At 66.5% G+C, this 23,032-nt stretch carries 25 protein-coding genes, 2 pseudogenes and 3 riboswitches; of the genes and pseudogenes, 22 read left to right on the forward strand and 5 right to left on the reverse strand.

What is annotated here, in order from left to right:
- Both Q331_RS0117965 and Q331_RS22515 read right to left on the reverse strand, forming a co-directional pair.
- Nucleotides 1-259: transposase (locus Q331_RS0117965; protein ID WP_026380667.1), on the reverse strand; the 259-nt coding region annotated here is incomplete at its 3' end.
- Nucleotides 260-345: 86 nt separating this feature from the next.
- Nucleotides 346-858, reverse strand: a pseudogene (locus Q331_RS22515) (DUF4198 domain-containing protein); the annotation flags it as partial.
- A 140-nt stretch (nt 859-998) separates the two neighbouring features.
- On the opposite strand from Q331_RS22515, the gene nikR reads away from it, so the two are divergent.
- Both nikR and Q331_RS23285 read left to right on the forward strand, forming a co-directional pair.
- The gene (gene nikR / locus Q331_RS0117975) at nt 999-1,469 is read left to right on the forward strand and encodes a nickel-responsive transcriptional regulator NikR (RefSeq protein WP_026381812.1); all 471 of its coding nucleotides are present in this window, start codon (nt 999-1,001) and stop codon (nt 1,467-1,469) included.
- A 213-nt stretch (nt 1,470-1,682) separates the two neighbouring features.
- Nucleotides 1,683-2,321, forward strand: a complete 639-nt coding sequence (locus Q331_RS23285) for a cell envelope integrity protein TolA (protein ID WP_026381813.1) — start codon at nt 1,683-1,685, stop codon at nt 2,319-2,321.
- A 22-nt stretch (nt 2,322-2,343) separates the two neighbouring features.
- Here the strand turns inward: Q331_RS23285 and Q331_RS0117985 are convergent, their stop codons facing one another.
- Entirely contained in the window at nt 2,344-2,778 is a 435-nt protein-coding gene (locus Q331_RS0117985; RefSeq protein WP_026381814.1) for a Fur family transcriptional regulator, read from the reverse strand.
- Between the two features lie 183 nt (nt 2,779-2,961).
- Here Q331_RS0117985 and Q331_RS0117990 point away from each other — a divergent pair, with 183 nt between their 5' ends.
- The 11 genes from Q331_RS0117990 (at nt 2,962) to Q331_RS0118040 (ending at nt 11,893) form a co-directional block, all read left to right on the forward strand.
- On the forward strand, nt 2,962-3,873 hold the full coding sequence (locus Q331_RS0117990; RefSeq protein WP_026381815.1) for a metal ABC transporter substrate-binding protein: 912 nt from the start codon (nt 2,962-2,964) through the stop codon (nt 3,871-3,873).
- Nucleotides 3,873-4,769: a manganese/iron ABC transporter ATP-binding protein gene (locus Q331_RS0117995; protein WP_407637785.1), complete on the forward strand. Its 897-nt coding sequence runs from the start codon at nt 3,873-3,875 to the stop codon at nt 4,767-4,769. Before Q331_RS0117990 ends, Q331_RS0117995 begins: the two co-directional genes overlap by 1 nt.
- Nucleotides 4,766-5,674 carry a metal ABC transporter permease gene (locus Q331_RS22525; RefSeq protein ID WP_051631336.1) on the forward strand — a complete coding sequence of 303 codons (909 nt, stop codon included), beginning with the start codon at nt 4,766-4,768 and terminating at the stop codon, nt 5,672-5,674. The genes Q331_RS0117995 and Q331_RS22525 overlap by 4 nt, the downstream gene beginning before the upstream one ends.
- On the forward strand, nt 5,671-6,537 hold the full coding sequence (locus Q331_RS0118005) for a metal ABC transporter permease (protein ID WP_026381817.1): 867 nt from the start codon (nt 5,671-5,673) through the stop codon (nt 6,535-6,537). Before Q331_RS22525 ends, Q331_RS0118005 begins: the two co-directional genes overlap by 4 nt.
- Nucleotides 6,538-6,634: 97 nt before the next feature.
- A riboswitch (cobalamin riboswitch) is annotated at nt 6,635-6,847 on the forward strand.
- 161 nt (nt 6,848-7,008) lie between these two features.
- Nucleotides 7,009-7,806, forward strand: a complete 798-nt coding sequence (locus tag Q331_RS0118010) for a DUF4198 domain-containing protein (protein WP_026381818.1) — start codon at nt 7,009-7,011, stop codon at nt 7,804-7,806.
- An 18-nt stretch (nt 7,807-7,824) separates the two neighbouring features.
- Nucleotides 7,825-8,457: a cobalt transporter CbiM gene (cbiM, locus tag Q331_RS22530; RefSeq protein WP_034493063.1), complete on the forward strand. Its 633-nt coding sequence runs from the start codon at nt 7,825-7,827 to the stop codon at nt 8,455-8,457.
- The gene (locus Q331_RS0118020; RefSeq protein WP_026381819.1) at nt 8,454-9,077 is read left to right on the forward strand and encodes a carboxypeptidase-like regulatory domain-containing protein; all 624 of its coding nucleotides are present in this window, start codon (nt 8,454-8,456) and stop codon (nt 9,075-9,077) included. Before cbiM ends, Q331_RS0118020 begins: the two co-directional genes overlap by 4 nt.
- Before the next feature lie 2 nt (nt 9,078-9,079).
- On the forward strand, nt 9,080-9,862 hold the full coding sequence (cbiQ, locus tag Q331_RS0118025) for a cobalt ECF transporter T component CbiQ (protein WP_026381820.1): 783 nt from the start codon (nt 9,080-9,082) through the stop codon (nt 9,860-9,862).
- 17 nt (nt 9,863-9,879) lie between these two features.
- A complete protein-coding gene (locus Q331_RS22535; RefSeq protein ID WP_034493066.1) occupies nt 9,880-10,566 on the forward strand; it encodes an energy-coupling factor ABC transporter ATP-binding protein in 687 nt (228 codons plus the stop codon).
- Between the two features lie 45 nt (nt 10,567-10,611).
- Complete coding sequence (locus Q331_RS0118035) at nt 10,612-10,875, forward strand: metal-sensing transcriptional repressor (RefSeq protein ID WP_026381821.1); 264 nt, start codon at nt 10,612-10,614, stop codon at nt 10,873-10,875.
- Between the two features lie 10 nt (nt 10,876-10,885).
- The gene (locus Q331_RS0118040) at nt 10,886-11,893 is read left to right on the forward strand and encodes a HoxN/HupN/NixA family nickel/cobalt transporter (protein ID WP_034493081.1); all 1,008 of its coding nucleotides are present in this window, start codon (nt 10,886-10,888) and stop codon (nt 11,891-11,893) included.
- Nucleotides 11,894-11,899: 6 nt separating this feature from the next.
- On the opposite strand, the gene cobF is transcribed toward Q331_RS0118040, so the two are convergent.
- Nucleotides 11,900-12,664 carry a precorrin-6A synthase (deacetylating) gene (gene cobF / locus Q331_RS0118045; RefSeq protein WP_026381823.1) on the reverse strand — a complete coding sequence of 255 codons (765 nt, stop codon included), beginning with the start codon at nt 12,662-12,664 and terminating at the stop codon, nt 11,900-11,902.
- Between the two features lie 215 nt (nt 12,665-12,879).
- Here cobF and Q331_RS23580 point away from each other — a divergent pair.
- Nucleotides 12,880-13,830 (forward strand): annotated as a pseudogene (locus Q331_RS23580) (IS481 family transposase); the annotation flags it as partial.
- On the opposite strand, the gene Q331_RS0118055 reads toward Q331_RS23580, so the two are convergent.
- Nucleotides 13,831-15,393: a cobyric acid synthase gene (locus Q331_RS0118055; protein ID WP_026381824.1), complete on the reverse strand. Its 1,563-nt coding sequence runs from the start codon at nt 15,391-15,393 to the stop codon at nt 13,831-13,833.
- Nucleotides 15,394-15,573: 180 nt separating this feature from the next.
- A riboswitch (cobalamin riboswitch) is annotated at nt 15,574-15,784 on the reverse strand.
- 155 nt (nt 15,785-15,939) lie between these two features.
- Between Q331_RS0118055 and Q331_RS0118060 the strand changes: the two genes are divergently transcribed.
- The 8 genes from Q331_RS0118060 to Q331_RS23585 all read left to right on the forward strand — a co-directional run.
- Nucleotides 15,940-16,536, forward strand: a complete 597-nt coding sequence (locus tag Q331_RS0118060) for a cob(I)yrinic acid a,c-diamide adenosyltransferase (protein ID WP_051631337.1) — start codon at nt 15,940-15,942, stop codon at nt 16,534-16,536.
- A 70-nt stretch (nt 16,537-16,606) separates the two neighbouring features.
- Nucleotides 16,607-16,803: riboswitch (cobalamin riboswitch) on the forward strand.
- A gap of 156 nt (nt 16,804-16,959) precedes the next feature.
- Nucleotides 16,960-18,888: a TonB-dependent receptor plug domain-containing protein gene (locus tag Q331_RS24355; protein ID WP_281173915.1), complete on the forward strand. Its 1,929-nt coding sequence runs from the start codon at nt 16,960-16,962 to the stop codon at nt 18,886-18,888.
- Nucleotides 18,888-19,718, forward strand: coding sequence for an ABC transporter substrate-binding protein (locus tag Q331_RS0118070; protein WP_026381826.1), 831 nt, complete (start codon nt 18,888-18,890; stop codon nt 19,716-19,718). Before Q331_RS24355 ends, Q331_RS0118070 begins: the two co-directional genes overlap by 1 nt.
- A complete protein-coding gene (locus Q331_RS0118075; protein ID WP_051631339.1) occupies nt 19,715-20,740 on the forward strand; it encodes a FecCD family ABC transporter permease in 1,026 nt (341 codons plus the stop codon). Before Q331_RS0118070 ends, Q331_RS0118075 begins: the two co-directional genes overlap by 4 nt.
- Nucleotides 20,737-21,621, forward strand: coding sequence for an ABC transporter ATP-binding protein (locus Q331_RS22550; RefSeq protein WP_084175146.1), 885 nt, complete (start codon nt 20,737-20,739; stop codon nt 21,619-21,621). The genes Q331_RS0118075 and Q331_RS22550 overlap by 4 nt, the downstream gene beginning before the upstream one ends.
- Before the next feature lie 2 nt (nt 21,622-21,623).
- Nucleotides 21,624-22,433 carry an ABC transporter substrate-binding protein gene (locus Q331_RS22555; RefSeq protein ID WP_034493070.1) on the forward strand — a complete coding sequence of 270 codons (810 nt, stop codon included), beginning with the start codon at nt 21,624-21,626 and terminating at the stop codon, nt 22,431-22,433.
- Complete coding sequence (locus Q331_RS0118090) at nt 22,417-22,638, forward strand: hypothetical protein (RefSeq protein WP_026381828.1); 222 nt, start codon at nt 22,417-22,419, stop codon at nt 22,636-22,638. The genes Q331_RS22555 and Q331_RS0118090 overlap by 17 nt, the downstream gene beginning before the upstream one ends.
- Before the next feature lie 25 nt (nt 22,639-22,663).
- On the forward strand, nt 22,664-23,032 hold a 369-nt coding region (locus Q331_RS23585), incomplete at its 3' end, for a DUF1289 domain-containing protein (protein ID WP_034493072.1).

The following is a 23,032-nucleotide window of genomic DNA, read 5'->3' on the forward strand; positions in this document are numbered from 1 at the left end:
CGGGGCTGCTCGCCTGGCGCGCGGTGTCCCCCGCCAGCCGTTTCTTGCCGGCCTCGAGGAACTCCTTCGACCAGCTGTAGTAGAGGCTCGTCGCAATGCCTTCGCGCCGGCACAGCTCCGCGATGCTCTCCTCGCCACGCAGGCCCTCGAGCACGATACGGATCTTCTCCTCCGCCGAATGATGCTTGCGCGTGCGCCGACGGATGTCTTTCACGACACGATCGGCCGGCAGCTTGGGCGTTCCGGGTTTCTGTCTCATCTCCACTCCTTGGCGGTTACGATGAGCCAGAAACCCTCCTTTACGAAATCACCTCAGATGGCCCATGGGCGCTGATCCCGGACACCCTTGGTCACCACGCCGGAGAAGACGTTGCCGGTCCACAGACCGGTCGGGCGCGACAGCGGCTTGATCTCGACCGGCAGGCCGACCATCGCGTCCCAGCCCTCGCCCGAGGCGTAGCTGTCGACCACGACCTTGGCGTAATGGACAATGTACTTGCCCTCCGCCGGCTCCCAATAGGGCTGCGGCGTGACGTAATAGACCGCCGCACCCGGCTCTGCGAGCTCGTCGGTGAGCCGCCAGGCCTTCTTGCCCTCCTTCTCGATCTCCTCAAGCTTGTCTGAAAGGTCCGTCTTCGTGCCGCCTTTGAGGACGCCGATTTCGGCCGGGCGCTCCATCTGCATCGTCGGACCGCCCTCGAACGGATGCGTAAAGACGAGATCGAGCGTCACCTCGCCGCCCTCGGGCAGGACATCCGCCGAGGGAATGATCTCCTGGAAATGCGCAGCGGCGGGAAGGGCATAGGAGGTCACGAAGAGAGCGGCGAGCGCCAACGGGCTGGTGAGACGGTGGTTCATGGGGTGCACTCCAGTCGGTAAGATTTTTTTGCTGCTTTATCACACCTCCTGAGCGCCGCAAGGGCAGGCGCGGCCGCAGTCACATCTTTTCCGGCCGCGCCGCGGGACCTAAGTTGCGGCGAGCCTCGGAGGAGCCCCCAATGCAGCGCGTGACAATCACCATGACCGACGAGATCGCCGACAAGCTCGACCGCTTCATGAAGGCGAGCGGCGCGCAGAACCGGTCAGAAGCGATTCGCGATCTGGTGCGCCGTGCACTGACCACCCGCAGCGACGTGCCGCCGCAATCGGCCTGCCTCGCCGTCCTCAGCTGCGCGCTCGACCAGTCGAGCCGCAATCTCGCCGGTCGCGTCCCGCAGAGCCGGCTCGACCGCCACGACCAGAACATCGCCGCCCTTTCCATCCCGCTCGACCATACGACCTCGCTGGAGGTCGCCGTCATGCGCGGCAGGGTGGGAGAGCTCACCGGCGCCGCCGAATCGCTCTTTCTGGAGCGCGGCGTCATGCACGGCTCGCTCGCCCTCATCCCGATCGGCGAGGACAGCCAGCGCCACGCCCACGGCGATAACGCCTACGAGCACACCCACCTCAAGGTGCAGTCGGCGTTTTGAACGAGATGGTCAACCGAGGTTGGCCGCGCCCCTCGAAGAACCACCGAACATGTGCTGGAGGCGGCAGGGAGCGGGTCGCGGAGCCATTCCTGCACAGATGCGCCGGGCTCTGAACCAGGAATTCCCGGCTCCGGCAAAACAAATGCCTCCGTCTTCGAAGACGCGCAACCGCCCTAGGCGGCAAAACCCGCCGAGGAGGAGCCTGTCGAAGGAGTGGAGCCTGACAAGGCGATCGGCGAGAGGGCTTCGCCGCTTCCGCCGAAGCCGGAAGAGGCCGCGCCCGAACTCCACACACTCCAGGCCATCGCGGAAGAAAGCGACCTCGCGGCGCCCTTCGTAACGCCCCTGCCGCGGGCTCGCCCGCAGGATATCCCGGAGAAGACGCTGGCCGCCTTCGGGCGCCAGAAGAGCGAGGAAAAGCGCGAAGTGCGCACGCACCGGCAAGCTGCTGAGCGCGCCTCCGAAAGCCGGCGCGCTGCGGCACAGGCGGCGGCGCGCCCCGCATCCAATCGTGCGGCAGCCGCAACCCTCGGCGGGCACGCGACGACGGGCGATCCCGGCCCGAGCCGACGCGCCGTCTCCAACTACAACAGCCGCGTCTACTCCCATCTTGCCCGCTACAGGCGCTTTCCGCCGGGCGGTCGCAAAGGCGGCCGTCCGACCGTCCGCTTCACCCTCAGCGCCTCCGGCGCGGCCGGCGGCGTCCGCCTTGTCGCAAGCTCCGGCGATCCGGCAATCGACGAGGCGGCCCTTGCCATGGTCCGGCGCGCCTCGCCCTTCCCGCCCATACCCCGCGAGATCAAACGCCCTTCTCTCACCTTCACCGTGCCGATCCGTTTTTCCCGGTGGTGAACGAGTGGACGATCGATGCCGCTCATCGTTTGCGGCCCCTGATCTTGCGGACATAGAGCTCCAGCCGGTGCGAGACGATCTCGTAGCCGCGTGAGCGGGCAATCTCCTCCTGCAGCGCCTCGATCTTGTCGGAGCGGAACTCAATGACCTCGCCTGTCTCCGTATCGATCAGATGGTCGTGGTGCCTGCCGCCGGCGGGCTCGAAGCGGGAGGGTCCGCCCTCGAAGACATGGCGCTGGATGGCGCCGCGATCTTCCAGGACCTTCATGGTGCGGTAGACGGTGGAGAGCGAGACGCTGGCGTCGATCTCCGAGGCGCGATGAAAGATCGTCATAGCGTCCGGGTGACCTTCTCCCTCCGCCAGGATCTTCAGGATCGTCTTGCGCGGCCGCGTGATGCGCATCCCTGCGGAGCGCAGTTCGTCCTCGTATCTCTCTTGGCTCTTCGGCTCGCCCATGGCCTCCATCTAACCCGTGTTCCACCGGCTGCAAAGTATGCGGGCAGGCTGGCGACAGCGCTGGCACGACCCGCAAAGCGATCGGTCCCGCCTTTTCTTATTGCAAATGATTTGCACTTGCATTTGAAGAATGGAGCTGTCATGTGAGGAAGGCACCCGGCGGGCACACCGCTTCCGCCCAACATGGAGAGACCCTTGGCGAAACGACTTGGATTGCTTCTTGCGCTTGCCGCCCTGCCCTTGCTTTCGGCCCTCGCCCAGCCGGCGGCCGCAGCGGATAAGCTGAAAGCCGTCACCACCTTCACCGTCATCGCCGACATGGCGCAGAATGTCGCCGGCGATACGGCGATCGTGGAATCGATCACCAAGCCCGGTGCCGAGATCCACGACTATCAGCCGACGCCGGGCGACATGTTGCGCGCGCGCGACGCGAACCTCGTCCTGTGGAACGGGCTCAATCTGGAACGCTGGTTCGAGCGCTTCCTCGCCAATCTCGGCGAGATGCCGAGCGTCGTCGTGTCGGAGGGCGTGGAGCCGATGAGCATCTCGGAGGGCCCCTATGACGGCAAGCCGAACCCGCATGCATGGATGTCGCCGACGAGCGCGCTCATCTATATCGACAACATCCGCGATGCCTTCATCGCCCAGGACCCGGAGAATGCAGAGACCTACAAGGCGAATGCGGAGGCCTATAAGGGGAAAATCCGCGAGGTGATCGATCCGATCCAGGCGGAGCTGGCGAAGATCCCGCCGGAAAAGAGATGGCTCGTCACCAGCGAGGGCGCCTTCAGCTATCTCGCCCGCGACTTCGGCCTCAAGGAGCTCTACCTTTGGCCGATCAATGCCGACCAGCAGGGAACACCGCAGCAGGTGCGCAGGGTGATCGACGCCGTCAAAGAGCACGACATACCTTGCGTCTTCAGCGAGAGTACGGTGTCGGCCAAGCCGGCCCAGCAGGTGGCGCGCGAGACCGGCGCGACCTATGGCGGGGTGCTCTACGTCGATTCGCTGAGCGAGGCGGACGGGCAGGTGCCGACCTATATTGACCTGCTGCGGGTAACCTCCGACACCATCGCACAGTGCCTTACCAAATGATGCTGATGTCCTCTGAAACATTTCTGAAAGATGCGGTGCCGGGCCCCTCGTCCGGCATCGCCGTGCAAGACGCCACCGTCACCTACCGCAACGGCCATACGGCGCTGCGCTCCGCCAGCTTCGAGATTCCGACGGGGACCATCACGGCCCTCGTTGGCGTCAACGGCAGCGGCAAGTCCACCCTGTTCAAGGCGATCATGGGCTTCGTGCCGGTTGCCGGCGGGTCCATCTCGGTGCTCGGCGGCAGCGTGCAGCAGGCGCTGAAGCGCAATCTCATCGCCTATGTCCCGCAGAGCGAGGAGGTCGACTGGAATTTCCCCGTTTTGGTGGAAGACGTCGTGATGATGGGGCGCTACGGACGGATGAACTTCCTGCGCCAGCCGAGACGCGCCGACCACCAGGCCGTGAACCAGGCGCTGGAGCGCGTCGGCATGACGGCCTTCCGCAAACGCCAGATCGGCGAGCTTTCAGGCGGGCAGCGCAAGCGCGTCTTCTTGGCGCGCGCCCTGGCGCAGGACGGCCGGGTCATCCTGCTCGACGAGCCCTTCACCGGCGTCGACGTCAAGACCGAGGAAGCCATCATCGCGCTGCTGCGCGATCTTCGCGCCGAAGGCAGGGTGATGCTGGTCTCCACCCACAATCTCGGCTCGGTGCCCGAATTCTGCGACCGCGCCGTGCTGGTCAAGGGCACGGTCCTCAGCTACGGGCGGACGGAGGACATCTTCACGCGGGCCAATCTGGAGCGCACCTTCGGCGGCGTCCTGCGCCATTTCGATCTTGCGGAAACCGCCGAGGGAAGGCCGACCGCGATGATCTCGGACGACGAAAAGCCCTTTCTTATCTACGAGGAGGAAGGCGAGCAGGCCGATCGGCGAGAGGATGCGAAATCCTCATGAGCCACCTTCTGGAGCCCTTCGCCTACCAGTACATGGTGAACGCCATGTGGGTGAGCGCGCTCGTCGGCGCCACCTGCGCCTTCCTTTCGGCCTATCTGATGCTGAAGGGCTGGTCGCTGATCGGCGACGCGCTTTCCCATTCCATCGTGCCGGGCGTCGCCGGCGCCTATATGCTCGGCCTGCCTTTCTCCATTGGCGCATTCCTCGCCGGCGGCCTTGCTGCCGGCGCCATGCTCTTCCTCAACCAGCGCACGAAGCTGCGCGAAGACGCCATCATCGGGCTGATCTTCACGTCCTTCTTCGGGCTCGGCCTCTTCATGGTGTCGCTGTCGCCGGCCTCGGTGAACATCCAGACGATCGTGCTCGGCAATATCCTCGCCATCACCCCCGCCGACACGATCCAGCTCGTCATCATCGCGGCCGTGTCCCTTGCCATCCTGCTGGCCAAGTGGAAGGACCTGATGGTGGTCTTCTTCGACGAGAGCCATGCGCGCTCCATCGGCATCAATCCGGGGCTGATGCGGCTCGTCTTCTTCACGCTCCTGAGCGCCTCCACGGTCGCCGCCCTGCAGACCGTCGGCGCCTTCCTCGTCATCGCCATGGTGGTCACCCCCGGCGCGACGGCCTATCTCCTCACCGACCGCTTTCCGCGCCTCATCGCCATCAGCGTCGCGATCGGCGCGGCGACGAGCTTCATCGGCGCCTATTCCAGCTATTTCCTCGACGGCGCCACCGGCGGGATCATCATCGTCCTGCAGACGCTGGTCTTCCTCATCGCCTTCGTGGTCGCGCCCAAGCATGGCCTTCTCGCCTCGCGCCGGCGCGCCCGCGAGGCCTTGCAGAAGGACGCGGAAGAGCCAAGGCCGCAGGCATTGCCGCAGCTTCAGCCGGGAGATTCAAGATGAGCGCGCTCGACTTCGCTCTCATGCCCTTCACCCTGCCCTTCATGCGCGAGGCCATGCTGATCGCGGTGCTGGTGGCGGTGCCCGCCGCCCTTCTGTCGTGCTTCCTCGTCCTGAAGGGATGGTCGCTGATGGGCGACGCGATCTCGCACGCCATCTTCCCCGGCGTCGTGCTCGCCTATCTCGCCGGCCTGCCTCTCGTTCTCGGCGCCTTCGCTGCCGGCATGACCTGCGCGGCGGCGACCGGCTATCTCAGCCAGAACAGCCGCATCAAGCAGGACACGATCATGGGCATCGTGTTCTCGGGCATGTTCGGCCTCGGCCTCGTCCTCTACACGAAGATCCAGAGCGAGGTGCACCTCGACCATATCCTTTTCGGAAACATCCTCGGCGTGCTGCCCTTCGACCTGTGGCAGAGCGCGGTCATCGCCGCGCTCACGATCGGCGTCATCGCGGCGAAGTGGCGCGACTTTCTCCTGCACGCCTTCGATCCGCAGCATGCGCGCGCCATCGGCCTGCGCGTCGGGCTGATGCATTACGGGCTCCTCACCATCCTGTCGCTGACCATCGTGGGGGCGCTGAAAGCAACCGGCATCATCTTGACGATCGCGCTTCTCATTGCGCCGGGCGCCATCGCTTTCCTGGTCACGCGGCGCTTCGGCCAGATGATGCTGGTCGCCGTTCTCCTGTCGCTCGCCTGCTCGTTCCTGGGCGTCTATGCGAGCTTCTTCATCGATAGCGCGCCGGCGCCGACGATCGTGCTTCTCCTCGCCGCCTGCTTCATCGTTGTTTTCGCCGCGACGCGTTTTCGCCACGAGCGGCGCATGAAACAGCCTCAGCCCGTCAAGGCGAGCCGCGAGAGCTGAGCGGGTTCTTCTCGTCCCTCATTGCCGCCATACCGGCCTTTCAAGCGCCGCGGCATGCGCCACCGGGGCGCTATTGACATGCGAGCTTACGATGCGGCACGAAGAATGCGTCGACGGTTTCCGGACGCCGAAGCGGCCGGATGAAAAGGGAACACGGTGAGGCGTACCCATCAGGGACCGAAACCGTGGCTGCCCCCGCAACTGTGAGCGGCGAGCAGGGCTTCAACACGCCACTGGCGCAAGGCGCCGGGAAGGTGAAACCCCGCTAGGACCCGCAAGCCAGGAGACCTGCCGTTGATGCGCGACGCCGGGCGACCGGGGCCGCACCGCAATGGACGCCGGGGTGAGCGTCTGGCGGTGGATACGGCGCCACGGGAGCTTTCCCGCGTCCTCTCCTCGCCCAAACCCCGATCGTCCTTTCCGACATCCGTCGTGGGCCATCCACGCCGGGCAACTGGAGAGACGATTCCCATGAGACTTTTCGACAACGCCGCTTTCGGCCTCGCCGCAGCCCTCTTCCTCTTGCCAGCCGCCGCGCAGGCGCACTTCCAGCTCATCTACACGCCCGAAGTGAACCTGGAGAACCCCGGCGACGTGCCCTTGAAGCTCGTCTTCTGGCACCCCTTCGAGAACGGGCATGTGATGGACATGGGCGAGCCGCAGGAATTCTACGCCTTCTTCCGCGGCGAGAAGATCGACCTCAAGCCCTCGCTGAAGGAGGTCACCTTCGAGGGCTCTGAGAACAGCGCCAAGGCCTTCGAGGCAACGCTGCCGGCCAAGCGCGCCGGCGACTACATCCTCGTCGCCGTCCCCGCCCCCTATTACGAGGAGAGCGAGGACATCTACATCCAGCAGATCACCAAGAGCTACGTGAACCGCGGCCAGCTGCCGACCGATTGGATGGAGCCGCAGGGCCTGGCGACCGAGATCCTGCCGCTCAACCGGCCCACCAACATTCTCGCCGGCTCCACCTTCACCGGCCGCGTCCTCGCCGAGGGCGAGCCCGTGGCGGGCGCCGAGATCGAGGTCGAATATATGGCCGCCGAGCCGCTGATGGACGAGAACAAGCCGGGCGAGCCCAAGGCCTCGCCGATGCCGGGCGGGGCCGTCGTCGCGATCAGCGACGCCAACGGCTACTTCACCTTCGGCATCCCGAAATCCGGCTTCTGGGGCTTCGCCGCGCTCGGATCCGGCCCCGCAAAGGAGCACGAGGGCAAGGAACTCTCGCAGGACGCCGTCATCTGGGTGCGCGCCTACGACGTCGAATAGACGCGCGGAGGGTCCGACATGCATATCGTCGACGGGGCGCTCGCAAACGAGGTGGTGATCGGCGGGACGGTGATCGCCGTTGCCGGCATCGGCCTCGGCCTGAAGAACCTGCCGGCAGAGAAGATGCCCGCCGCGGGCGTCCTCAGCGCCACCTTCTTCGTCGCCTCGCTCATCCATGTGCCGATCGGGCCCTCGAGCGTCCACCTCATCATGAACGGCCTGGCCGGGCTGGTGCTCGGCTGGGCCGCCTTTCCCGCTCTGTTCGTGGGCCTGCTTCTGCAGGCCGTGTTCTTCGGCTTCGGCGGGCTCACCGTGCTCGGCGTCAACACGCTCAACATCGCGATGCCGGCCGTCATGGTCTATTATCTCTGCCGGCACGGCATCGCAGCGAGATCGTTGACGGTCGCGGCCATCTGGGGCGGCGTCGGCGGGGGCCTCGCCATCGCCCTCACGACCGGCTTCGTCGCCATCGCGCTCGCGCTTTCGGGCGACGAGTTCATCCCGGCGGCAAAGCTCGTCTTCTTCGCTCATATCCCGATCATGATCGTCGAGGCGCTGGTGACCGGCGCGGCCGTCGTGCTCGCCAGGCGGGTCAAGCCCGAGCTCTTCGCCGCAATCACGCGCTCCGCGTCCAAGGAGGTCACGCCATGAGGCGACTTTGCGCAGCCCTCGCCCTTGTCCTTCTCCTTCCCGCCTCGCAAGCTTTGGCGCACAAGGTTCTGGCTTCCGTCTTCGCATCGGGCGACCATGTGGAAGGCGAGATCGGCTTTTCCAACGGCGACATGGCCTCCAACGCGACCGTCGAGGTCTTCGACGAGGAGGGCAACAAGCTCGGCGAGGTGACGACGGACGAGACCGGCTATTTCACCTACAAGCCGGAAAAGGCCGTGCCCCTCGTCTTCAAGTCCAATCTCGGCGCCGGCCATATCGCTGAAGTGCATATGTCCGCGGACGAGCTTCCGGAGATCGGCGGGGCGGCGGCTTCCCCGGCTCTCGCCGCGGCGGAAGCGGCGGCCGGCGAGGCGGCAAGCGAGGCGGCCGGCGAGGATGCGGGGCAAGCGCCCGCCATCGACATGACCGCCCTCATCGATGCCCAGCACCGGATGATCACGGAAGCCGTGCAGAAGCAGGTCATACCGCTGAGGCGCGATATCGACGCCTACAAGGAAAAGCACGACATGCAGTCGATCATCGGCGGCATCGGCTACATTTTCGGTCTCTTCGGCCTCGGCTTCTACGTCGCAGCGCGCCGCAAGATGAAGGCGGCCTGAGAATGGGCCACGTCCTTGGCGCGGAGCGACGGGCGCTGCGCGATACCGGAACGGCTCGCGAATCGCTCCTTTCCGCCATCGATCCCAGAAGCCGTATCCTGGCATCCATCGCCTTCGCCATCGTCATCGTGGCCCTCGACAATCTCGTGCTCCTCCTCGCCGGACTGGCGGCGGCGCTTCTCATCATGGTGGAGGCACGCCTGCCCGTCCGCTCGACCCTCAAGCGCATGGCGGCGATGGACACCTTCATCATCTTCCTCATCGCCATGCTTCCCTTCACCGTGCCAGGGGATCCGATCTTCACGGTCTTCGGCTTCGCCGCCACCTGGGAGGGGCTCCGGCAGGCTGTGGAGATCGCCCTCAAGGCCAATGCCGTCATCCTGGCGCTGATGGCTCTCGCCGGCTCCATGGAGCCTGTCGCCCTCGGCCACGCTCTGAGCCGCCTCAAGGTCCCGGACGGCCTCATCCACCTGCTGATGTTCACGGTGCGCTACGTCGACGTGCTGCAGCAGGAATACATGCGCCTGCGGATGGCGATGAAGGCGCGGGGCTTCCGCCCGGGCAATAACGGGCATACCTACCGCTCCCTGGGCTATCTCGTCGGCATGATGCTGGTTCGGGCGATCGAGCGCTCCGAGCGCATCCTCGGCGCGATGAAATGCCGGGGCTTCACCGGCCGCATACCGCTTCTCGACGAGCTCGCCTTCTCGCGCCGCGACATCTTCTTTTCCATTGGCATGACGGCTTTTCTCGGAGCCCTTATCGCGCTTCAGCTCACCCTCTAGCGGCCGGGAGGCCTTCCATGTCCGAGTTGCTCAAGCTTTCCGACATCCACTTTGCCTATCCCGCCGGCCCGCTTGTCCTTTGCGGCGCTTCCTTCTCGCTGTTCGAAGGGGAGCGGCTATGCATCGGCGGTCACAACGGGGCTGGCAAATCGACGCTTCTGCAGGTGATCGTCGGCCTTCTGCGACCGCTTTCGGGAAACATCCTCGCCTTCGGGAGCGAGCGGAGCGAGGAAAAGGACTTCTTCGAGGTGCGCCGGCGCGCCGGCCTCGTCTTCCAGGATCCGGACGATCAGCTCTTCTGCCCGACAGTCGCCGAGGACATCGCCTTCGGCCCGCTCAATCTCGGCAAGAGCCGCGACGAGGCCATGGCAATCGTCGACGACGTGCTGCAGCGGCTCGATCTCACGGGCTTTCGCGACCGCATCACCCACAAGCTTTCCGGCGGCGAGAAGCGGCTGGTCACGCTGGCGGCCGTCCTTGCCATGCAGCCGGACGTGCTTCTCCTGGACGAGCCGACGAACGCGCTCGATGTGGAGAACAAGGCGCGCCTCAAGGATATCCTTCTGTCCCTCCCCCAGGCGATGATCCTGGTCTCCCACGACCATCGCTTCCGCGACGAGCTGGCGACCCGGACGGTGACGATGATCGACGGCCAGCTATTGGAGCGCGAACCACGATGCGCGGCCGGGCGGGAGGCGGACTGATTTTTTGTTTTTGCCTTATCCCCTCCTGGGGGATAGGATATCGCCATGCAGCACACCACACATGGCGACGTCGTCAAGCGCCTGCGGCGGGCCGAAGGGCATCTGCGCCACACGATCGAGATGATCGAGGCGGGCCGACCCTGCCCTGATGTCGCCCAGCAACTCCACGCCGTCGCCAAGGCCATCGACCAGGCAAAGCGCCTCTTCATCCATGACCATATCGACCACTGCCTCGACGGCAGCGTGACGGAAGGCGCGGAGCGCACCAGCCTGGTGGCCGAGTTCAAGGAAATCTCAAAGTACCTGTGAGTGAGTGAGCGTGGATATCACCGGCCTCATCGCGGAAGGGCGCGCCAACCCGCTCCTTCTCTTTGCCATGGCTCTCGCTCTCGGCGGGCTGCACGGTCTGGAGCCGGGCCATTCCAAAACGATGATCGCTGCCTATATCGTCGCGATCCGCGGCACGGTCGCACAGGCGGCGCTGCTCGGCGTCGCCGCCGCCTTCTCGCATTCCATCATTGTGTGGGTCCTCGCCGTCCTAGGCATGCGCTTCGGCTCGGAGCTGATCGGCGAGCGGACGGAGCCCTTCTTCGTCATGGTATCGAGCGTCATCATCCTCCTGATCGCGCTGTGGATGTTCGTGCAGACGCTGAGAGCGGCCCGCGCGAAAGGTGATGCCCCCCTTCCGCTGGCGGCGACGGCGGCGAGGGCGCATCCGCGTGCCAGCGACGCGGAGGGGCAGCACAGCCACGAGCATGGCGGCCACGGGCACGCTCATGCCGGCCATTCGCATGTCGGGCACGCCGGCGAGCACGGGCAAGGCCATGGGTATGACCACCGCCATGCCCACGATCACGGCGATGCGCACATCCACGATCATTCCCATGATCACCATGCGCACGATCATCATCAAGCCCAGGAGGGCGGCGAAGGGCATCTCGACGCCCACGCCGCGGCGCATGCCCGCGAGATCGAGGCCCGGCTCGGCACCGGAAAGACCTCAACCTGGCAGACCCTCCTGTTCGGCCTCTCCGGCGGGCTCATCCCCTGCCCCGCCGCGATCATGGTGCTGCTTCTTTGCCTTCAGCTCGGCCAGTTCTGGCTCGGCATCACCCTCGTCGCCGCCTTCAGCACCGGCCTTGCCCTGACATTGGTTGCCGTCGGCGCCGTCGCCGCCCTCGGCATCGGCTTCGTCTCCAGGCGCTCCTCGCGCTTCAACCAAATCCTCGCCAAGGCCCCCTATGCCTCGGCCGCCCTCGTCGGGGCGATCGGCCTTGTCATGCTTTATTCGGGCTGGAGCCACCTCGCGCACGCAGCCCCAGCGTGAAAGCCCTCAGGGGGAGGAAGGCCGGCGCAGCAGGTAGACATCCATGATCCAGCCGCGACGGGCTCTCTCCTCGCCGATGATCCGGGCAATCTCCTCGGCCTTGCCGCGAAGCGGGCCGGAGACGAGAATCTCCTCGGGCATTCCAAGATAAGCACCCCAGTAGATATCGAGATCGGTGTCGGCGAAGCGGCGAAAGAGGGCTCGCCCGTCGAGAACGACAAGCACATTGTCGAGGCTCGCCGCATCCGCAGCGGCAAGCTGGCGCGCCGAAATGATGGTGATCGTCTCGCCGATCCGGTTGAGGGCGATGCGGTGGCGGGCGGCCAGAAGCTGCAGGCTCGTGATCCCGGGCACGACCTCGAAGGAGACGGCCGCGCCCTGCGCCTCCAATTCATGGAAAATCTCGATGGTGCCGTCATAGAGGCCGGGGTCACCGATGACCAGGAAACCGCCGGTTTCGCCCTCGGCGAGCTCGCGGCCGAACAACTCGGCCAAGAGGCGTCGCCGCTCTTCCCGCCAGGCCGCCATCGCGGCGGGGTAGTCCGGCACTTCCTTCGGCCGCTCCGGGTCCGTCGCATAGACGAGGCGATAGCCACCGCCAGGGCATGCCCGCCGCAGCACCTCAAGCCGCAGATCGACAAGCGCCGACTTGCCCCTGCCGGGTTTCTCCAGGAGGAAAAAGACGTCGACGCGGCGCATCGCCTCGACTGCGCGCAGGGTCACGTCCCCTGCATCGCCGGCACCGATGCCGATAACCAGAAGGTCTTTCACCAGCCAGAACTCTTTCTGCTGCTGCCAACCTGCGCCGCTAACTCTTTGAGCGGAGCCGCTGACCGCTGTATCGCAGCTCGGATGGCGTGCGTCGTCATGGCGCTGCTGTGAAGTACCTGGCCCATAGCTCATCCCTCCAATCGGGTTCAGCTAAACTGATTCCATCACATAGTGGGACCAGACAACTAGGCTGCAGCGCTCACCGGAGGGCCCGAATGAACATTCACAAGAATGCCCGGCTGACACCCTTGCGTCGAGAGGAGATGGCGCTGTCGGTCATCGAGGGCAGGCTGAGCCAGGCGGAGGCGGCACGCCTTTACGGCGTGTCGGCCAGGATCGTGACGCGCTGGGTGGAGCGCTACAAGGAGGAAGGCCGTGTGGGGATGATCGACCGTTCATCCCGCCCCCACCGGATGCCAAGAGCCACCGACACCGCCTGCGTGGAGAGGATCGTCAGCCTCAGGCGCCAACGCTTCACGGGCCAGCACATCGCCCGCCAAGTCGGTGTCTCGCCGGCCACCGTCAGCCGGGTCTTGAAGCGCGCCGGCCTGTCGCGCCTGAAGGACCTGGACCCGGCCGAGCCGGTCCGCCGCTACGAGCACGAGGCGCCTGGCGACATGATCCATATCGACATCAAGAAGCTCGGCCGCTTTGCGCGGGTCGGCCATCGCATCACCGGCGACAGGACGGGCCAGTCCAACACCCGCGGCGTCGGATGGGAGTACGTCCATGTGGCCGTCGACGATGCCTCGCGCATCGCCTTTACCCAGATCCTGCCCGACGAGAGAAAGCAGAGCGCGGTCGCCTTCCTCACGGCTGCCATCGCCTATTACGAAAGCCTCGGCATCACCGTGAGGCGCGTCATGAGCGACAACGGCGCCTGCTACCAATCGAAGCTCTTCGAAAGGACGTGCCGCAAACTTGGCCTCAAGCATGTGCGCACGAAGCCCTACACGCCCAGAACCAACGGCAAGGCGGAGCGCTTCATCCAGACGGCGCTGCGCGAATGGGCCTATGCGCAGGCCTATCCCACCTCGCAGCGCCGCGCAGAGGAGCTGCCGCTCTGGCTGCATCGCTACAATTGGCACCGCCCGCACGGCAGCCTAAAATCCAAACCACCTATCAGCCGCCTCGTTCTGACCGAGAACAACCTCTTGAGGCTCCATCTAGCGGGCCAGCTTCAGGAGCGCATCCAAATCGAGGTTCGCCTCGCAGTGGTCGGCAAGCGCCTCCAGCGAGGCTTCCACCCGCGCCTCGAAATCGAGCCCGGAGGCGCGGCCTCCGACCTGCTGGAGCCAATAAGCGCGAAAAGCGTCGGAGGCGAAGATGCCGTGCAGATAGGTTCCGGCGACACGCCCATCGGGCGAGATCGCACCTTCGGCCCGCGCGCCGCCATGCGGTTCGCGCAGGTGGAGCCAGGGGCGGTCAAGGCCCGGCCCGCTGGTGCGGCCCATATGCATCTCGTAGCCGGTGATACGGCAGCCGCTCGTCTCCTCGCCCACATCGAGCTCGATAAGCCGCTTGTCGCCGCCGATCACGGTTTCGATGTCGAGAAGCCCGAGGCCGGGCGTTTCTCCTGCGGGCCCCTCGATGCCTTCCGGATCGCGCACGAGGCGCCCGAGCATCTGAAAGCCGGCGCAGATGCCCAGCACCCGCCCGCCCTTCCTGACATGCGCCAAAATATCGACGTCCCAGCCCTCGCGCCGCATCACGTCCAGATCGGTACGCGTCACCTTCGAGCCCGGCAGGATGACGACATCCGTCTCGGCGGGAATCGGCGAGCCCGGATTGACGAAAGTGAGACTGACACCCGGCTCGGCGGACAACGGGTCGAGATCGTCGAAATTGGCGATGCGCGAGAAGCGCGGCACGGCGACGTTGAGGCCGCTGCCACGGCGTTCGGGCGGGCGCTCCAGGGCGAGCGAATCCTCCGCCGGCAGGCAGTTCGCTTGCTCGAACCAGCGCATGACCCCGAGACACGGCCAGCCAGTCTTCTCGGTGATAGTCTTGATGCCCGGCTCGAAGATCGTCAGGTCGCCGCGAAACTTGTTGATGAGATAGCCGACGACCCGTCCCCGATCCGCCTCGTCGAGAAGCTGATGGCTGCCGACGATGGCGGCCATGGTGCCGCCGCGATCGATATCGGAGAGGAAGACGACCGGCAGGTCGGCCTGCTCGGCAAGGCGCATGTTGGTGATGTCCGAAGCTCGGAGATAGACCTCCGCGCCGCTGCCGGCGCCCTCCACCAGCACCAGATCCGCTTCGCGCGTCAGGCGGTTGAAGCTGTCGAGCACGGCGGGCATGAGCTTTTGGCGCATGCGGTGATAGGTCTTCGCCGGGCAGTTGCCGAGGGAGCGGCCGCGCAGTACGACCTGCGAGCCGACTCCGCTCTGCGGCTTCAGGAGAACCGGGTTCATGTGGATCGAGGGCGCCACCCGGCAGGCCCGCGCCTGCAGCGCCTGGGCGCGGCCGATCTCGCCGCGCGGCATGATGCCGTCCGGACCGGGAGGCAGCTCGCTGTCACCCGCGACGGCGGCGTTGTTGCTCATGTTCTGCGCCTTGAAGGGGCGGACGGTAAGGCCGCGGCGCTGATAGGCGCGGCATAGACCGGCAACGAGCATGCTCTTGCCGACATCGGAGGATGTGCCCTGGATCATCAGGGCCCGCGCCCGGCGCGGCAGCCCTTCCGGCCCGGGCGAGAATTCGACCGGGGCGAGGCTCTCTTCCATGGCGCTCACCACGCCAGATGGCGGCAAGGCGCGCTTGTGGCGCGTCCATGCGCACGCGGCGAAGAGGCTGGTTCGTGGAAAGAATTCATCTCATGCACTCCCTTGCGATCAAGGGGCGCGGGTAGCGGAAAGCGGCAGCCGCGAGCGGCCTCACACTCCCTGGGACACCCCGCCCGAGGACAGTTTTCCAAGCGCGCGGCAGGTCTCCTGGCTCGCGGATCACCGGCATCGTCCTGCCTTCCCGATGCGCTCTCGCATCAGTGGCCTTTCTCGACGAAGCCTCACCGCTTACAGTTGCGGGGGCAGCTCCGGCATGGCCTCGCGGCGCACCGGATTCCCTCTTAGCCTCCGGAAGGAGAACTCCCGGAAGAACCACGGCTTGACGTGCCGGAGGGGTTCCCCCGGCCGGGCGTCGTTAGTTCCCGTTCTGGCCCCTTGTCAATCGAAACGAAGCGCTCATCCTGAAAGGGAATCTCAGGCAGGCTGCGACAGCAGCGATTCGCCGGAGGGAATGCATCTGCGGCACATCCGCACGGAGGGCAGGACATGAACGAGAACCGAGAGGAAAAGACCGAGCGGAGCCGCCTGACGCGGGTGGTCACCCGCGGCGGCGACAAGGGTGAGACCTCGCTCGGACGGGGTGTGCGCGTGTCGAAGAGCGACAAGCGGGTGGAGGCCTACGGCACCATCGACGAGGCGAGCGCGCAGATCGGCCTCGTGCGGTCTATTGCAGGCGAGGATGTCGAGCTTTGCGAGATGCTGCGCAACGTGCAGATCGACCTCTTCAACCTCGCCGCCGACCTGCACATGCCGGGCGAGCACGGGGAGCATCTGCGCGTCGGCGACGAGCCGCTGCAGCGCCTGGAGGCGGAACTCGAAGCGATGAACGCCGCCCTGCCGCGCATCACCAACTTCGTGCTGGCGGGCGGCACGGTGGCCGCCGCCCACGCGCATGTCGCCCGCACCACGATCCGCCGGGCCGAGCGCCGCGTCGTCGCCCTGTCGCTGGAGGAAGAGGTAAACCCGAACGTGCTCGTCTACATCAACCGCCTCGCCGATTTCATGTTCATCGCGAGCCGCCGTCTCAACGGCAACGGGGCGACCGACGACGTCTGGGCGCCGCGGGCGAAGAGACCGGCATGACGTTTCGGCAACAGCCTTCCGGGCGGGCCGACCCGCCCGGAAATCCATCTTGACGAAGCGCCCGGCTTCGTGGTCCGTTCCTGGCGACGGTGCCTCTTTGAGGCTGAAAAGGGAACGCGGTGCGGGCTTGGCCCAATGCCGCGACTGTCCCCGCAACTGTAAGCGGCGAATCGCCCGTCACGATGCCACTGGCGCTCCGGCGCCGGGAAGGCGACGGCGCGATGACGACCCGCAAGTCAGGAGACCTGCCGTCAGCCGTGGTCACGCGCGGTCACATCGGTCGGGGTGTGCCGATGGGAGTGGATTCATGCGCCCCAGCGCATGGAGCATCCTCGATCGCGGTGACGTGCCATGTGGCCCGTGTGCCCGCTTCGAGGTCGTTGTCGCGTGTCCTGTTCCCGCCTGCCGCGCCGTGGCGCGTCGTTGCAGCTTTCCGCTGCGCTTTGTCTTTCCGCCAGCGCTTTCTCGCTTGCCGTCTCCTCCCCGGCTCTCGCCCAGGACGACATGGTGGTGCTGCCGGAGATCTCCGTCACCGCCAATCTCACCGAAACGCCGCTGACCAAGGTCGGCAGCGCCGTCACCGTCATCACCGGCGAAGAGCTGAAAGAGCAGAAGATCCTCACCGTCGCCGATGCGCTGCGCCAGGTGCCGAGCGTCGCGGTCAACCAGGGCGGTCCGCGCGGTCAGTTCACGCAGCTCCGGATCCGCGGCTCGGAAGGCAACCAGACGAAGGTCTTCATCGACGGCATTCCGGTCAACGATCCGGCACGAGGATCGGAGTTCGATTTCGCCAATCTGCTGGCCGACGACGTTGAGCGGATCGAGGTGCTGCGCGGGCCGCAGAGCGCCCTCTACGGTTCGGACGCGATCGGCGGCGTCGTCAACATCGTCACGCGGCGGGGCGAAGCCGGCACCCGCCTTTCTGGCCGCATCGAGGCCGGATCGCACGGCACCGTCAGCGGCCATGCCGCGATCAGCGCCGGCGGGGAGAATTTCGATTTTCTGACAGGTGCCGCCGGTGTGCGCACCGACGGCGTCTCCGTTGCCGACGAGCGCCTCGGCAATACCGAAAAGGACGCCTACGAGAACGGCACGTTCTACGCCAAGGGCGGCGTCGACGTCACCGACTGGCTGAACCTTTCGGGCGTCGCGCGCTACACGCGCTCACGCACCGACCTCGATACGGAAGGTTTCCTGCCTTCCGTCGGCCATACAGGGCCACTCGATTCCAACCAGGACGTGAAAGGCGAGCAGCTCTTCACGCGGGCGCAGGCGAAAGTCACCCTCCTTGAGGGGCACTGGGAACAGGTCGCCGGCATCGCCTATACCGAGCAGAACCGCGACTACCGCGACCTGAAGCCGACGGTCGTCACCGGCACCTACGAGGGCGAGCGCGTCCATCTCGACTACCAGTCGAGCTTCATGTTCGACACGCCGGGAATCGCGGACGCGGCGCATACGCTGACCTTCGCCGTCCAGCGCGACGAGGACAGCGCCGTCTCGGAAAGCGTCTGGTCGTCCTTCGACCGTTCGGTCACCTCGACGGGCTTCGTCGGGCAGTACCAGCTGAGCCTTTTTGAGGACCTCTCCCTGACCGCGGGCCTACGGCACGACCGGAACGACATCTTCGACGACGCCACCACCTACCGGCTGACCGGCGCCTACAATATCCGCCCGACCGGCACCAAGCTGCATGCCTCTTACGGTACCGGCGTGAAGAACCCGACCTTGTTCGAGCTCTACGGCTACACCAACACCTATCGGGGCAATCCGGACCTTCAGCCGGAAGAGGCGAAGGGCTTCGACGTCGGCGTGACGCAGGCGCTTTGGGAAGACGCCGCCTCGCTCGACGTCACCTACTTCAACCAGCGGATCACCAACCTCATCACCGGCTCGGGACAGACCTCCACCAACCTGCCGGGCGAGACGGAGATCGACGGCGTGGAGGTCGGGTTGACCGTGCAGCCGGTCGAGGGGCTCTCCGTCACCGGCTCCTACACCTATACGGAGGGCGAGGATTCCACCGGCGCGGAGCTGGTGCGACGGCCGCAGAACCTTGCCAGCCTCGTCGTCAACTACGCCTTCCTCGGCGGACGCGCGAACGTCAATCTCTCCATCGACTACAACGGCGAGCAGAAGGACTGGGTCTGGACCGATCCGTTCTATGCCAACCGGCAGACTATCTCGCTCGATGCCTATACGCTCGTCGACGTCGCCGCTTCCTACGACCTAACCGACCACGCGCAGCTCTATGGGCGCGTCGAAAACCTGCTCGACGAGGAATATTACGACGTCTGGGGCTACGGAGCCGAAGGCGTCAGCGCCTATGCCGGGCTCAGGCTGACATTCTGATGCCGAGGCTTCTTCTGGCAGCCATGCTCATCCTTGCCGCCGCCGCACCGGCGGCGGCAAGGCCGCAGCAGGTCGTCTCCATCAACCTCTGTGCCGACCAGCTCCTGATGCGCCTCGCCGACCCGCAGCAGATCGCCTCCCTCACCTACCTCGCGCGGGACAAGTCCATGTCGAACCTCGCCGACGAGGCACGCGACTTCCCGGTGAACCGCGGCCTTGCCGAGGAGGTGATGCGCTACGAGCCCGACCTCGTTCTCGCCGGGCGCTACACCAAGCGCGTCACCACCGACCTGTTGAAGCGGATCGGCGTCAACGTTCTGGAGCTCGACGTGCCCCGGACCATCGAGGAGGTGGAGGCGCAGATCCGCCTCGTCGGCGGAGCGCTTGGCCAGGAGGCGCGGGCGGAAGCCCTCGTCCGCGAGATCGAGGGGAAGAGGCTGGCGGCGGAAGACGGCGCGACCCCGCAGCGGCCGACGGCGGTCATCTACGAGCCGAACGGCTACACCGTCGGCGCCGGCTCGCTGATCGACACGCTGCTGTCGCTCTCCGGGCTGAGTAACCTCGCAGCGGAACGAGGCATGCAGAATTACGGGCGCCTGCCGCTGGAATCACTCGTCACGCTATCGCCGGACGTTCTCGTCATCGGCACGCCCCGCGAGACCCCTGCACTCGCGACCGAGCTCGTGCGCCACCCGGTGCTCTCGCACATGCCGCGGCCGATGGAGATCGCGGCCGTGCCACCGCGGCTCTGGGTCTGCGCGGGCCCGGAGATGTTCGAGGCCGTCGCCATCCTGCGCCAGGCCGCAGCACAAGCGAGGGCACGCCCATGACGGACACGACCTTCGCCCCTCCCCGGACGGAGATGAGCTACCGCGCGCTCCTTGCCGGCCTCTCGCTCGCCGTGCTTGCGGCATTCATCCTGTCGCTGGCGATCGGCTACGGGTGGCTCGACTTCGGCGCCGCCCTCGCCGATGTCCTCTCCAGCCGTGACAGCCTCAGCGCGCTGGTGCTGACGGAACTGCGCCTGCCGCGCGCCCTCCTCGGCCTCTTCGTCGGCTTCGCGCTCGGCCTCGCCGGTGCCGTCATGCAGGCCTTCCTGCGCAACCCGCTCGCCGAGCCCGGCATCATCGGCATCTCCGGGGCGGCCGCCTTCGGCGCCGTTCTCGTCTTCTACTCCGGTCTCGCCGCCGTCTCGTCCCTTCTCCTGCCCGTCGGGGGCATCGCGGCGGCGCTCGTGGCGGGCTTCCTCCTCTTCGCCGTCGCCGGGCGGAACGCCAGCACCTCGACGCTCATTCTCGCGGGCATTGCGGTCAACAGCCTGGCGGGAGCGCTCGTCTCGCTCGTCCTCAACCTGTCGCCGAACCCCTTCGCGGCGACGGAGATCATGTTCTGGCTGATGGGCTCCTTCGCCGACCGCAGCCTCACCCATGTCGCCATCGCCCTGCCGCCGATCGCCACCGGATGTCTCGCCCTCTTCGCCACGGCGCGGGCGCTCGACGCGCTGGCGCTCGGCGAGGACACGGCGGCGAGCCTCGGCTTCGACCTGCGCGTCACGCGCATCCTCCTGATTTCCGGCGTAGCACTCGCCGTCGGAGGCGCCGTCGCCGTCAGCGGCGCCATCGGCTTCGTCGGTCTCGTCGTGCCGCATCTCCTGCGCCCGCTCGTTGCCTACCGTCCGAGCCTCCTTCTGGCGGCAAGCGCGCTCGGCGGCGCCGCGCTGACGCTCGCCGCCGACATCGCCGTCAGGCTCCTGCCGACTCAGCCGGAGCTGAAGCTCGGCGTCGTCACGGCAATCATAGGCGCGCCCTTCCTGTTCTCGCTCGTCTGGCGCCTGCGCGGAGAAATGCGATGATCATCTCGGCTTCCGGAATCGGCGTGAAGCGCGGCGACGCGACGATCCTTGAAAGCGTCCACGCCGTCTCCCGCCCTAAGGAGATGGTCGGGCTCATCGGCCCGAACGGCGCGGGGAAATCGACGCTGATCGAGGTCATGGCCGGACTGCGCAAGCCGGATCTGGGCCATGTCTTCTATGACGGCAGGCTCGCGGCCTCGGTGCCGCGCCGCAGGCTGGCACGTCGCCTCGCCTACCTTGAGCAGGGTGCGAAGGTGGACTGGCCGCTTTCCGTGGAGAAGATCGTCGCCCTCGGCCGCCTGCCGCATGCGGGCGTCTTTTCTGCACGCAACCGGCAAGCCGACGACACGGCCGTCGGAAGCGCGATGCGGGCCGCGGATGTCGAAGGTTTCGCGCAGCGTGCCTTCACGAGCCTTTCGGGCGGCGAGCGGGCACGGGTGCTTCTCGCCCGGGCGCTGGCGGTGGAGGCGGAGATTCTGCTCGCCGACGAGCCCGTGGACGCCCTCGACCCGCTCCACCAGCTCAACGTCATGGAGCTCTTGAGGCGCACAGCGGACGGCGGCACCGGTGTCGTCGTCGTGCTGCATGACCTGACGCTCGCCTCGCGCTTCTGCGACCGCCTGATCCTTCTTCATCGCGGCCGCGTCGCCGCCGAGGGGGCGCCCGACGAGGTCCTCACCGACAGGATCGTTGCCCAATGCTACGGCGTCCGCTCCCTCTCCGGCACGCATGGCGGCCGCCGTTTCATCGTCCCCTGGCGGCGTGCCTCCGGCTCGTGGAGCGAGCCGTCCGAGGAGGAAACCGAGCCGGAGATCGCCAACGGCCACGGCCGGGTCGTGCCCTTCACGGCCGCACCCTCCCGCCCGATGCTGGATTCCTGACGATGTGCGCCTTTCCGCCCGAAAGGATCGTCTGCCTGACGGAGGAGACGGTGGAAACCCTTCACCTTCTCGGCGAGGACTGGCGCATTGTCGGCGTGCCCCAGCCGACGGGGAGATCGGACCGCTTTGGCGCAGGCAAGGCCGTCGTTTCGGGTTTCACCCGCGCGGACATTCCGGCGATCCTCGAGCTTCGACCCGATCTCGTCATCACCTTCTGCGATATCCAGGGCCCAATCGCCAACGAGCTGATCTGGGAGGGCATACCCGTGCACGCCTTCAACCAACGCAGCGTGGCAGGCATCCTCTCCATGATCCGCATGCTCGGCGCGATGGTCGGCGCGCGGGGAAAAGCCGAGGCGCTCGCCCGCTCCTGCGAGCGGCGGATCGAGGACATGCGCAACCGCACGTCGTCGCGGCGAAGGCCGCGCGTCTACTTCGAGGCCTGGGACAACCCGATGATGAGCGGCGCCGGATGGATAACGGACCTCATCGAGATTGCGGGCGGACAGGACGTCTTCGGCAGGCTGCGGGGAAACCCGGCCGCACGCGACCACATCCTGACGCCGCCGCAGATCCTGCGTGCCGAGCCGGAGGTCATCCTCGCCTCCTGGTGCGGCAAGCCGGTCGATCTCGATCATATCCGGCACCGGCCGGGCTGGGGGGCGCTCCCGGCCGTTCGCGCGGGCCGGATCGCGGAGATCGACGCCTGTCTCGTCCATCAGCCAGGTCCGCTTGCCCTGACGGAAGGGCTCGACGCGATCTTCAGCGCCCTGCATGCCAAGGAGATGCTCTTCCATGACGCCACCCATTGAGATCGGCCTTTCCTCCGGCACCGCGCCCGCACCGGAGGACGTGCTTCTTGCCTGGCTCGTCTGGCTGCCGGAAGGCACCGATCCCGGGACCGCCGCCCGCCAAGAGCTGCAGCGCACGAAACTCCTGCACCCTACCGACCCGCGGCTTGCCCGGCTGGCCGCGCTGCTGCGCGAGGTGGCAGGATCGGCGAGCGGCACGGCCTGACGGCACACGACGAAAGCGGCAATCGATGAGCGAGATCACAAGCCCCCCGGCGATCCCGGATGCTTCTCCACGACGGCCGGGGAGCCCCTGCACCGGGCTCTGCCGGATCGACCCGGCGAGCGGCTATTGCCTCGGCTGCGCGCGCAGCGGCGAGGAGATCGCCATCTGGGGCCAGGCGCCCGACCACGTCCTGAAGCGTGTCATGGCGGAGCTCCCGGCACGACGGGCCGAGCTCGGCATCGTCTTCGAGCGGCTCGACTGGGACGCGGCCGAGATCGCGGACTTCGTCCGGGAAACGCTCCGCCCCGGAACCGGCGCCTGGGTCTTCGGCGTGCACGGCGCACTCGGCGAGTTCATGATCGACAAGGACGAGGAACTGGTGCGGCGGGGCGAT

This window comes from Afifella pfennigii DSM 17143 (assembly GCF_000688515.1).
In the GTDB taxonomy this organism is placed as follows: Bacteria; Pseudomonadota; Alphaproteobacteria; order Rhizobiales; family Afifellaceae; genus Afifella; species Afifella pfennigii.